Source organism: Pseudoalteromonas sp. S554 (assembly GCF_005930865.1).
In the GTDB taxonomy this organism is placed as follows: domain Bacteria; phylum Pseudomonadota; class Gammaproteobacteria; order Enterobacterales; family Alteromonadaceae; genus Pseudoalteromonas; species Pseudoalteromonas marina.
The window spans coordinates 1-12,243 of record NZ_PNDV01000017.1; the positions used below are offsets into that span (position 1 = coordinate 1).

Genomic DNA, 12,243 nt, shown 5'->3' on the forward strand with positions numbered 1-12,243 from the left:
TAGCTTTTTTAGTTATTCGCAGATATGTTTGGTTTTACGCTATATAACATGGGTGTTAAAGAGCTATAAAACGCGTTAACGTTACCTTATTTTAAAATACAAAAGCCGAGTAAATTTACTCGGCTTTTTTATTAACTTTATTTTGGAGCCAAAAACCTGTTTGTTGACTACTGCGCAGGCAAAAATAACCGCTGATAAGTTTTATATGCGTATTCATCACTCATACCACTTAAGTAGTCACAAATAATGCGCATGCCTTGGTTATGTTTTTGAGCCTCAATATATTGCGCTTGCGTTGTTTCGGGTAACAAACGAAGCGGATCGCTTGCAAACGCTGTAAATAATTCAATCAGTAGGTTTTGCCCTTTAAACTCAATCTGTTGCATTTCAGGGTCGCGAATTAAGCGTTGAAATACAAAGTGCTTGAGTATGTGTAGTACGTTTTCATACTCCGGGTGCAACTTAGCAGTGTATTTTAAAATAGGGCATTCAAATGCTTCGTTTTGTATGTCTAGATGAATGTGAATAATGAAGGTGTTTACCAGCTCACCTATGGCGTCTTTTCGTTCAAAATCATTTTTTGAAAATAGTCGAGATGTTAACGTTTCAAGCAAGGTATTAAGCCACTCAAAATTTAGCGCTTGCAAGTGAGGAAGTGCGTGCGTTTGCCAGTCATCTAATGTCAAAACACGGGTTGCAATGGCGTCTTCTAAATCGTGCACGGCGTATGCTATATCGTCGGCATGTTCCATTATGGCGCTGTCGAGGGATTTATAAAGTGTTTTAGCGCGGTGTTTATCTATTGTTGCGTGGGTATTTAATAACGTTCTGTCGTTTTGGCTTAATGGTTCAACAATCCAGTCAAATATGTGTGCGTCGTCTTGGTATAACCCTTTTGCAGGGCGCCAATCATCGGCTTTGATAAAAGCACGTGAGTTACGCGTATCGGGTATGGTGTGCCACAACTCGTTTATAAATGCTGGGTATTTAATAAACCCGAGTAATGTACGGCGTGTAAGGTTCATACCATAACCATTACTGTAGGGCTCTAGTTTTGCAACTATTCGTAAAGTTTGAGCATTTCCTTCAAAGCCGCCATGGTCTCGCATCATATAGTTAAGAGCAATTTCACCTCCGTGGCCAAATGGTGGGTGGCCAATATCGTGAGCCAAACAGAGTGTTTCGAGTAAACCGGTTGATGGAAAATGGCTAAAATCACTATGTTGTGACTTTAAGTGCCTTAAAATACCAGTGCCAATTTGTGACACCTCTAACGAATGAGTAAGACGGGTACGATAAAAGTCGTTTAGGCCAATCCCCATAATTTGTGTTTTAGCTTGTAAGCGTCTAAATGCAGCTGCATGAATAATTCTTGAGCGGTCAACCTGCCAGGGAGATCGGTTGTCGTTAGGTCTGTGTTTATATTGCTCTATTATTCTACTTTGCCAAACTTTGTCCATACTGCTAAACCACCATTAAACCTGTTTAGTGTTTAGTATACCCATGCACTTATAAATTGCGAATGAACATATTTTTGTAATTCGCGTTTATATAGTTGCTTAGGTATAATAAGGGTTCGTATGCGTGTGTAGGTACCATGCATAAATAGTTGTTTGAATGAGACGATACATGCTTAAGATTATCTTTCAGTTTTTGTTATCCATCCTTTTTATATGGGCACTTACGTACCCGTTTGTACAAAGTGATGAAACCGATAGCGCAGATCAAACCACCAGTGAACAACCTAAAAAAGTGAAGAAAAAAGAAAAGCCGCTACATAGTGTAACGTTGCCTAAATTTTCTGAATTTACGGATGTAAAAGAGAAAAAACGCGCATTTTTTGATTTTATTCGTCCCCATGTTGAGGCTGAAAATAAAAAAATATTACAACAACGTGCCAAGTTAGAAATAGCCCGCATGATGCTTGAAAACAATCTATCGCTTGAAGAAAAACAAAACAAAGATATTGTAAAAATCCTTAAACAATATGGTTTACCGGAAACCGTTAACACACTTGTGCTAACTCAGGCTTTGCGCCGTGTTGATATTATTCCTAAAGAAATGGCATTAATGCAAGCTGCAAATGAGTCAGCTTGGGGGACCTCTCGGTTTGCGCGAATTGGTCTGAATTTTTTTGGTCAGTGGTGTTACTCAAAAGGTTGCGGCATGGTGCCAAAGCGTCGTAACACTGGCGCAGCACACGAAGTCGCTGCATTTCAATCGGTGCGTGCTGCAGTAAGCTCTTATTTCAGAAATATAAATACCCACGGCGCTTACAAAGAGTTACGAGGCATACGTGAAAACCTGCGCCGTGAAAAAAAACCAGTATTAGCAACCAAGTTAACCCATGGTTTGATGTCTTACTCTGAGCGAGGTGAGGCATATATAGAAGAATTAAATACGATGATCAGACAAAACAGAGCTTACTTTGATGAATAAATACATGACAGGTTGTTTTTACGCGAGTTTACTTTTTTTGTTGGGCTTTAGTGCATTTAGCGCCAATGCCAGAGAGTTTGTAATGTCGTACGATGGTTTTTATGACCGTTTAAAAGTAGTTAATAAAGGGGATTTTCAATATGCCCGTGTCAACTTTTATATAAGCGATATTGCAACTAACGAGGCATGTTCAATAAAAAACGGAACCATTTTAACAGAGAATAACGAGTATCCGCTTAACTTCACAGATAGCGCACAGCTGTTGTTGCCTTTTGATAAGCAACTTGATTCAGATAAAGCTGTTATTGTTATAGAGCCACAAAACCCTGAACATGATTGTCAGTTAAAGCTACAAATAGAAGCTAACGAATTTGACGATTTAGCTTTCTCAAAACATGCGCTATATACCATCAACGAGGAGCTAGACGAATTACTAACTGATTTGTCAGGCTTTTTTGTTAGTAAGCTAATGTGGTTTTTATTACCTGAGCAAAAAGGTGTGGCGGTTACCTTTAAAAACCCAATAAGCATTAATGATGAAAACGTAACCTGCGAGGAATCGATTTGTTATTTTGATGTTGACGATAACTGGGAAGAGGATAGCCAATCGTTCGGTGAAATTAGTAATGTATTAAAAGTAACTCCCTGGATTGCAAAGTAACGGTAAACGTTGCAGTTAAATATAATAAAGCGGCATTAGCCGCTTTTTTATTTTAGTGGCGCTGAAGAGTCACGCTGCATTAGTGTGGGTTCAAAAAAACGATTTATTTTAATATTTTTTGTTTGGTATACGTCTTTAAGAACAAGTTTTGCGGCCATTTCACCCATTTTAGCTACCGGATTATCAATCGTTGTTAGTGTTGGGTAGAGGTAGTTTGCAAATATTACGTTATCAAATCCGACTATCGATAAATCGTTGGGTAGGTGATAACCGTGTTCACGGGCATACTTCATCGCACCTGAGGCCATCTCGTCGTTTGCGCACACAAGAGCTGTAAAATTTAGCTTACTATTAATGAGGTGCTCAAGCGCTGAACTTCCCCCGGTTTCGTTAAAATCACCTTCAAAATAGAGCGATGGATCAAACGTAATATTGGCTTCTTCGAGGGCTTGTTTATGGCCAGCTAAACGGTTTGCAGCATCGGCCTTAAACTGAGGGCCTGCAATATAAGCAATTTCGGTATGGCCTTGTTCTAACACCGATTTAGTTGCTAAATAACCGCCTAGTTTGTTATCTAAGCTAATGCAGTGCTCTTTGAGTTCTTCGACGTAGCGGCTCATTAAATAAACAGGCGTTGTGCCTCTACTGAGCGATATTAGGTATTCGTCGGTCACTGCTTCAACATGCAAAATTATGGCGTCGCAGCGCCTACTAATTAAAAAGTCGATGCCTTCTTTTTCTTTATCTTCTTCACTGTGGCCGGTTGTAATAATAACGTGTTTACCGGCAGCTCTAAGCTCAGACTCAATCCCCGCCATCATCTGGGCGAAGAAAGGACCATGTAATTCAGATACTAGAATACCTACACTGTTAGTGCAGTTTGATGCTAAAGATTGGGCTATTGAGTTAGGTTTGTAACCCAATGTTTGCATTGCATCGAGTACTTTTTTAGTTGTTTTATCACTTACTTTTGTGTTTTTGTTCATTACCCGAGAGACGGTAGCTAACGATACACCTGCAAGCTCTGATACTTGATAAATTGTTGCCATGTTACTTATTGACTCGCTTTCACCCTTAACTTAATCAGCTAAATCATACCTTAGTGTTGTTGACTGTGGTTAGCTTTGATTGAATATTTTCAACAACCTGGTTAGTTAATGTATATTTTTTCATTGTGTATGCTACAAAAAGGGAACCTAGGGCTGGTAGTACAGTAAACGACAGTAAAATTCCCTGCTGAGTACTCATTGTTTGCGTCACATCAGCCTGATAACTGTAAAATGATAATAGCCAACCTGCGATAGCACCTCCAACAGCAACACCCATCTTAATAAAAAATATAACACCGGAGTAAACTAAGCCCGTAATCCGTAATCCCGTTACTTCGTGACCATAATCTATGGTGTCAGCCATTTTTGCCCATAGGAGTGGGGTCGCCATATCTAAAAAGAATTTCCATAGAATAAAAGCAGCAAACGCGAGAACCAGTTGTTCACTGCCAATAAAATAGCTAAATCCACAAATAGTTGCAGCGATAAGTTGTAAACTGATGTAGGCCTTTATTTTGCAAAAACGCGCAGCTAGCGGCTGTGCAACTGCGCAACCTATCATACTAGCAACTACACCTAGGGTCATAAATAGAGTGATTAAATCTTCCCGACCGAGGTAGTATTTGACGTAATAAACCGCCAGAGTTAGCCTAAGCACTTGGCCAGTCAGCAAGAAAAATGCAGCAATACACAAGGTACGCCATTGATCGTTTTTTACTAGGGCTTGAATACTTTTAGCAAAAGGGATGTTTTGTTCTTTGGGTTGTTGAATACGTTCTTTGGTGCCTAAAAAGCAAAGTAAAAACAGCACAAGGCCTAAAATACTCATGGCGGTCATGGTTAGCTGGTAACCTTTAGCGTTATCGCCCTGGCCAAAGTATTCAACCATTGGCATGGTGCATCCAGCAACAATAACACCACCAAGCATCCCAAATACAAAACGGTACGATTGAATAGTAACGCGTTCTTTTGCGTCTGCGGTTAACACACCACCGAGTGCGCAATAAGGTATATTAATAGCAGTGTAAGCAACCATCAGTAAGGTATAGGTGCTAAAGGCATAGATTATTTTGTCAGTGCCTTCTAAGTCTGGTGTAGTAAACGCTAAAATACTAATAATGGCAAAAGGGAGCGCAAGCCATAGTAGGTAAGGGCGAAAATGTCCCCAGCGAGTATGTGTTTTATCAGCTAGGTTGCCCATTAGGGGGTCGGTTACGGCGTCAAAAATGCGAACAGCTAAAAACATAGTACCAACAACGGCGGGGGATAAGCCCACCACGTCGGTATAGTAAAGCATTAGGAACATCATTACCGTTTGGAAAATAATATTACTGGCGGTGTCGCCTAATCCGTAGGCTATTTTTTCTTTTACACTAACCATGGTTGCTTTATCTCGCTTTATGTTTTTTTAGTTGCGTTAATAAATACGTTTTTTTATCTATTTGAGATTAATGCTTTATAGGCTAGGCCACTATTTTTTATAGTACGTTGCTGTGTGCTGTAATCTACATAAACTATACCAAATCTTTTTAAGTAACCTTCTGCCCATTCAAAGTTATCCATTAGGCTCCAGGCAAAATAGCCGTCAATTCTTACACCTTGTTCTGTTGCATTGTGAACGGCATTTAGGTGACTGTTGTAGTAGTCTAGTCGATCTACATCATTGATTTCACCATTATTATAGCTGTCGGGCATCGCTGCGCCATTTTCTGTAATAAAAATAGGCGGTAGGGTATAGGTATTGTTAAGTGTGACTAATAACTCTGTAAACGACTTAGGGTAAATTTCCCAGCCCATATCGGTTAGCGGGCCAGTAGGCTCTATTGGCTCATATATTTCAGTAGGGTGCGCTTTATAAAATTGACGGGTGTAAAAGTTAATACCCAAATAATCAATTGATTGCGAAATAATAGCCATGTCACCATCGTGAATATCTGGCAGATGTGCTGAAGGTAATTGTTCAATAATTGCTGGGTATGTACCATCCATGATGGGTTTCATGTACCACTGGTTTAAGTAGTCATCTGCAAAAGCAGTTGCAGCAATGTCATCAGGGTCTTCAGAGATGCTATAGCAGGGAGTAAAATTAAGCACGATACCGTTTAAAGTCGTCGGTGAGTTTTGCTTTAATACGGTCATGGCAAGCCCATGTGCTAATAACAAATGGTGGGCGGCTTTGCGCCCGTATTGTTTACCCACTTTCCCTGGCGCATGAATGCCAATTTCGTAACCTAAAAAAGCACTGCAAAAGGGTTCGTTTAAGGTAGCGTATGAATGCACCCGGTCACCGAATGCAAAAGTAATTAAATCAACATAGTGAGCAAACGCATAAGCTGTTTCTCGATTTAACCAACCCCCTTCGTCTTCAAGGTGTTGAGGTAAATCCCAGTGGTATAACGTGACAAACGCTTTAATATTGCGCTTTTTCAGTTCATCTAAGATGTCGGTGTAAAACTTTACGCCTTCAGGGTTAAGCTCACCACTTTTTGTAATAACACGAGGCCAAGAAATAGAAAGTCTGTAAGCATCTACTCCTAATGATTCGATTAAATCTATGTCTTTTTTCCAATTATTGTAATGATCGCACGCAACATGCCCATTTGAGTTATCAGCTATTTTACCTGGAGTATCACAAAAGGTATCCCAGATACACGGCAGACGATGAGTTGATCCACCTTCTATTTGGAAAGACGCTGTTGCTACACCATAAATAAACTCTTTTGTTAATAGAGGTGAACAAGTTGGTAAAGATATTTTAGTCATTAGTTACAAACCTTTTAAAACCTAAATTGCACTTTTAGCGCCGATATTTACTGCCTCGTAGCTTACTCTCGACTTGATAAAAAAATAAAAATTGTTGAATTATGTTACGTGTTCGTATTTAATTAGCTGTGAAAGCGCTTACATTTTTAAGATTAATGTTAATTAACCTTCAGGTCAACTCTTTAATAGCATGGCTTAGCCGCCAATTTATTAACAATACAGAGAAGGTTAACGATAATAATAAATTGCGGAGAGCACATGGCTAGTTCAGCACCAACAACGACACACACACAATCGCAAAACACAGGCGATAATAATTATGGATTTGCACTTACATCGTTAACAACGCTATTTTTTATGTGGGGTTTTATTACCTGCCTAAATGACATTCTAATCCCGCATTTAAAAGCGGTATTCGATTTAACATACGTGCAGGCTATGCTTGTGCAGTTTTGTTTTTTTGGTGCTTACTTTTTAATGTCTATACCCAGCGGGCTTATTGTGAAAAAGCTGGGTTATAAAAACGGCATTGTTGTCGGGTTACTAATTGCTGCAGTTGGGTGTGTATTATTCTATCCAGCGGCACAAATGCATAACTATCCTGTATTTTTGTTTGCGCTGTTTGTTTTAGCAAGCGGAATTACTTTATTACAGGTATCTGCAAACCCATACGTAAGCTTATTAGGTCCTGCAAAAACAGCGTCTTCTCGTTTGACATTAACACAGGCATTTAATGCGCTTGGTACCACGGTTGCACCGTCTTTTGGTGCATTATTAATACTAGGCTCAGCGTCGGATGCTTTTTTAACACCGGCGCAAAATGCCGAATCAGTTCAACTTCCTTACTTGCTGCTTGCTGCAATGCTAATTGTATTAGCTGGTGTGTTTGCATGGCTTAAGCTTCCTGACATTATGAGCGAGCAAAAAGAAGCTGCCGAGAAATCAGACACCATTGAAGGGAGTGCATGGCAGTATCGCCACCTTGTTTTGGGTGCGGTAGGCATATTTATGTATGTGGGCGCGGAAGTTGCGATTGGTAGTTTTTTAGTTAGCTTTTTAGCGCAAGAAAATATTGCTGGATTAAAAGAACATGTCGCGGCTCATTACATTACCTATTACTTTGGCGGTGCAATGGTTGGGCGTTTTATTGGCGCGGCTGTAATGCAAAAACTTCCCGCCGGTAAAGTGCTTGGTTTTAATGCAACCATGGCTATTATTTTAGTGGTTATTGCCATGAGCACATCTGGTCAGTTAGCAATGTGGTCAATATTATTAGTTGGATTATTTAACTCCATTATGTTTCCTACTATTTTTAGCCTTGCACTAAATGGCTTAGGCAAGCACACAGCGCAAGGTTCGGGCATTTTGTGTTTGGCAATTGTAGGCGGTGCAATTGTGCCGCTTTTACAAGGTGCACTTGCTGATAGTGTTGGGGTTCAACTTTCGTATGCTTTACCAATTTTATGTTATCTATTCATCGTATTTTACGGCTTAAGTGGCAGCAAACCCGTTCAAGCTAAGGAGACTTTATAATGAACACACGTTTTACGCTCAATAAAATTGCATTAGCAACATTGGTTGCTTCAGTGACCACATTAACAGCTTGTTCAAACGACAATACTAATCAAGCTGATAGTGCTAAAGCGCACGCTAATGCTGAACAAATATGGCCCAAGCTCAATATTGCGGTTAAAAAAGATGCAGAGATAGAAGCACAAATAGTGAGTTATTTAAACTCAATGACGCTTGAGCAAAAAGTAGCGCAAATGATTCAGCCTGAAATACGTGATATTACCGTTGAAGATATGCGTAAATACGGTTTTGGTTCTTACTTAAATGGTGGAGGGGCGTTTCCTAATGGGGATAAACATGCCACTCCACAAGATTGGGTTGCCCTTGCTGAAAAAATGTATCAAGCGTCCATTGATGATTCAATAGACGGTAGCAAAATTCCTACTATGTGGGGAACAGATGCAGTACATGGTCATAATAATGTGATTGGTGCTACATTATTTCCACATAATATTGGTTTGGGTGCGGCTAATAATCCTGACCTAATTGAACAAATTGCAGCTGTTACCGCGGTAGAAGTTATGGCTACAGGTATTGATTGGGTGTTTGCGCCAACCGTTGCAGTTGTGCGTGACGATCGCTGGGGTAGAACCTATGAGGGTTATTCTGAAGACCCTGCAATAGTGCGTGAGTATTCAGCAGCTATTGTAAATGGCTTACAAGGTAAAGCCGATGAAGACTTTTTAAGTGATAAACGGGTAATTAGTACTGTTAAGCACTTTTTAGGTGATGGCGGTACTGTTGATGGTGACGATCAAGGTAATAATATCGATAGTGAGCAATCGTTATTTGATATTCATGCACAAGGTTATGTAGGTGGGTTATCGGCTGGTAGTCAGTCTGTAATGGCGTCGTTTAACAGTTGGAACGGTGTTAAAAATCACGGTAATAAATATTTACTGACCGATGTATTAAAAACACGCATGGGTTTTGACGGGTTTGTTGTTGGTGACTGGAATGGACATGGACAAATAAAAGGCTGTACCAACGAAAGCTGCCCACAAGCTATTAATGCAGGGCTAGATATATTTATGGTGCCAACGGGTGCTTGGAAACCACTATATGAAAATACCATAGCCCAAGTTAAATCTGGCGAGATTAGCATGGCGCGTATTGATGATGCTGTTGCACGTGTATTGCGTGTAAAACTACGCGCAGGTTTATTCGATAAGCCAAGTCCAGCAAACCGTTTATATTCAGGTAAAACAGAATTAATTGGCGCACAAGATCACCGTGAAGTAGCACGACAAGCAGTACGTGAGTCACTCGTACTTCTTAAAAATAAAAATGACTTATTGCCGCTTTCGCCAAATCAACATGTACTTATTACCGGTGACGGTGCCGATAATATCGGTAAGCAGTCTGGTGGGTGGAGTATTACTTGGCAGGGCACTAACAATAAAAATGCTGACTTTCCAGGAGCCACGTCAATTTATAAAGGCTTAGAAGAGCAAGTTACTGCCGCAGGCGGTAAAGTTACACTCAGTGATGATGGCTCTTTTGAGCAAAAACCCGATGTAGCCGTTGTTGTATTTGGTGAAGAACCTTACGCGGAGGGTCATGGTGACAGAGATAACCTTGAATTTGAGCGCGGCAATAAAAAATCGTTAGCGCTGTTAAAGTCATTAAAAGCGCAAGGAATAAACGTTGTTTCTGTATTTATTTCTGGTCGCCCAATGTGGGTAAACAGTGAACTTAATGCGTCTGATGCATTTGTAGCAGCATGGTTACCTGGTACTGAAGGCGGTGGTGTTGCCGATGTGCTACTAAAAACAGCCGACGGTAGTGTTAACCACGATTTTAAAGGCAAACTTTCTTTTTCATGGCCGAAAACGGCAGTTCAAACAACGGTTAATAAGGGAGATAAAGGTTACTCGCCGTTATTACCGTATGGCTTTGGTTTAACCTATGGCGATAAAAATATACTTGCGGATAATTTAGATGAAAATTCGCAATTAGATAATTTATCACTAACCAGTATGGATATTTTAGTGGGAGCACCGGTTGCGCCATGGCGTCTATTGCTAAAATCGGGTGATGAATTGTTAGATGTGTCGAGCAGTACCCATGAGTTTGGCGCTATAAAATACCGAACTGAAGATAAGGTTGTACAAGAAGATGCTCGTCAGTTTAATTTCAACGGTAGTGAAAAAGCGAGCGCAGAAATAGTAACGAGCTTTGCTGAAGATACTATTACTTATGTTGAAGCAAATGGCGTAATTAGTTTTGACATAAAGCTGAATCAAGCGCTTGGTAATGAGCTTTCACTTGCAATGTGTTCGGGTGAATGTGGTGAAAGTATTAACCTAGCTAACGTTGTTGATAGTAGTTTACTTAGTAAATGGCAGTCAGTATCGATTGACCTGAAATGTTATGCTGATAAAGGCGTAAACTTTGCGAGTTTAACAAGTCCATTTAGTTTGCGCAGCTCAGGTAAAGCCTCTGTGTCGGTATCAGATATAAAATTTGTACCAAACAAAGCAGATGAAGCTACGCTTAAGTGTAAGTAAGACTATGCTAAATTAAATAAATAGATTGTTGTGTGTAGTAAAGCCCTTCATTTGAAGGGCTTTTTTTATGAATCAAAATACACAAATAGTTTTATTTAGTAATTAAGTGTAGTAGCTCATATCTGATCTGACAGTATAAGCAAATAGGTTTAGACTTGATCTGACAGGCAGCTATGAGCGAAAAGCGGTCGTTGAGCTTGGCTAAATATCGTCTTTAATTGATTGGTGAAACTACGCTTTGCGCATATATTCATGAAAATAAGCGACACGCGCATATTGGTTCTATTAACTCTACCTAAAAAATTTAGAAAACTATGTGATAGCAATACCTTAGGTAATTTGTTAAAAGTAGATAAATGAGCGTTAAGTCGGCAGAAATATGCGCAGTGAGCGCACTATTAAATTGTTATGTGGCATTCAGGCTAGGAGTATAATTTGGGGCCTCTTTTTCAATTAATCATCGTAGGGATTCTTTATTTCTTAGTAGCAAGTATTATTGGGCTCGCGCTGATGTTAATTGCTCGGTTAATTATGCTGCTAAAGAAAAAGACTGACATTACAGTTAACCAACTCTTTTGGTTCCCATTAAAGTTAGCTCCTTATTTTTTGCTGGCAGTTATTGTTAATGCTCTGGTTTGTCAATTTGTTAGAGATGTAGATCCACCTTTAACAGATTATTGGTCACTTCCCATAAATGATGGACTCACTATGGGAGCAATTGATATTCCTGATAAATGGTATTTATGGCCTACTCGAGAAGGTGGTGAAGCTATCATCAGTAATATTGTATTGGTCGGGATTACTGATAAGGCTCTATATGGTTCAACCGAGTCTGATGACTATTTCATTTATCGTTACGATTCTAATCAACAGGTTGTTAATTTATCTAAAGATGAATTGGAGATTGAGGCAAACAAAACAGAAGACTCTTTACCTACACTTAAGCGCCCATCTGACCTTTACTACGATGATCGAGATTTTGGTGATTTGATTACTTTTTTATTGATATTAATATATCCTTTGTACCGTTTTTATAATGTCTCAAGTACATTTTGGAGCTTAGTGAGTAAGAAAAATAGTGAGCTTTTAAGTACTGCCACATAACAAGAATTTAAAGCGGGACTGTGCTCCTCACCCGTTTTAGTGGACACCTCCTCATCACTTTGAGGAGGCTAACATGCCTAGATATACCCAACCTAGAAAGACTTGGATATAACCCGTTAATTTCAAAATCAAAGCAGTCGAACTC

The 12,243-nt window shown here is 39.6% G+C and carries 9 protein-coding genes; 5 read left to right on the top strand and 4 right to left on the bottom strand.

Annotated elements, in window-relative coordinates:
- Window positions 1–167 precede the first annotated feature (167 nt).
- Entirely contained in the window at window positions 168–1,460 is a 1,293-nt protein-coding gene (locus tag CWB65_RS04605; protein WP_008127433.1) for an anti-phage deoxyguanosine triphosphatase, read from the bottom strand.
- A 169-nt stretch (window positions 1,461–1,629) separates the two neighbouring features.
- Between CWB65_RS04605 and CWB65_RS04610 the strand changes: the two genes are divergently transcribed.
- The gene (locus tag CWB65_RS04610; RefSeq protein ID WP_008127435.1) at window positions 1,630–2,439 is read left to right on the top strand and encodes a glucosaminidase domain-containing protein; all 810 of its coding nucleotides are present in this window, start codon (window positions 1,630–1,632) and stop codon (window positions 2,437–2,439) included.
- Window positions 2,432–3,100 carry a DUF2987 domain-containing protein gene (locus CWB65_RS04615; protein WP_033025028.1) on the top strand — a complete coding sequence of 223 codons (669 nt, stop codon included), beginning with the start codon at window positions 2,432–2,434 and terminating at the stop codon, window positions 3,098–3,100. Before CWB65_RS04610 ends, CWB65_RS04615 begins: the two co-directional genes overlap by 8 nt.
- Window positions 3,101–3,147: 47 nt before the next feature.
- Here CWB65_RS04615 and CWB65_RS04620 read toward each other — a convergent pair whose 3' ends face one another.
- From CWB65_RS04620 to CWB65_RS04630, 3 genes are read right to left on the bottom strand one after another with little or no spacing between them, the layout of a single operon-like run.
- The gene (locus CWB65_RS04620) at window positions 3,148–4,149 is read right to left on the bottom strand and encodes a LacI family DNA-binding transcriptional regulator (RefSeq protein ID WP_039036827.1); all 1,002 of its coding nucleotides are present in this window, start codon (window positions 4,147–4,149) and stop codon (window positions 3,148–3,150) included.
- A 43-nt stretch (window positions 4,150–4,192) separates the two neighbouring features.
- Entirely contained in the window at window positions 4,193–5,530 is a 1,338-nt protein-coding gene (locus CWB65_RS04625) for a glycoside-pentoside-hexuronide (GPH):cation symporter (protein ID WP_008127441.1), read from the bottom strand.
- 53 nt (window positions 5,531–5,583) lie between these two features.
- A complete protein-coding gene (locus CWB65_RS04630; protein WP_008127443.1) occupies window positions 5,584–6,912 on the bottom strand; it encodes a GH1 family beta-glucosidase in 1,329 nt (442 codons plus the stop codon).
- 258 nt (window positions 6,913–7,170) lie between these two features.
- Here CWB65_RS04630 and CWB65_RS04635 point away from each other — a divergent pair, with 258 nt between their 5' ends.
- The 3 genes from CWB65_RS04635 to CWB65_RS04645 all read left to right on the top strand — a co-directional run bounded on the left by CWB65_RS04635 (window position 7,171) and on the right by CWB65_RS04645 (window position 12,098).
- Window positions 7,171–8,445 (top strand): sugar MFS transporter, encoded by a 1,275-nt coding sequence (locus tag CWB65_RS04635; RefSeq protein WP_006792235.1) that lies wholly within the window; start codon window positions 7,171–7,173, stop codon window positions 8,443–8,445.
- Window positions 8,445–10,994, top strand: coding sequence for a glycoside hydrolase family 3 protein (locus tag CWB65_RS04640; protein ID WP_008127447.1), 2,550 nt, complete (start codon window positions 8,445–8,447; stop codon window positions 10,992–10,994). Before CWB65_RS04635 ends, CWB65_RS04640 begins: the two co-directional genes overlap by 1 nt.
- A 435-nt stretch (window positions 10,995–11,429) precedes the next feature.
- A complete protein-coding gene (locus CWB65_RS04645; protein ID WP_138740019.1) occupies window positions 11,430–12,098 on the top strand; it encodes a hypothetical protein in 669 nt (222 codons plus the stop codon).
- Window positions 12,099–12,243 lie beyond the last annotated feature (145 nt).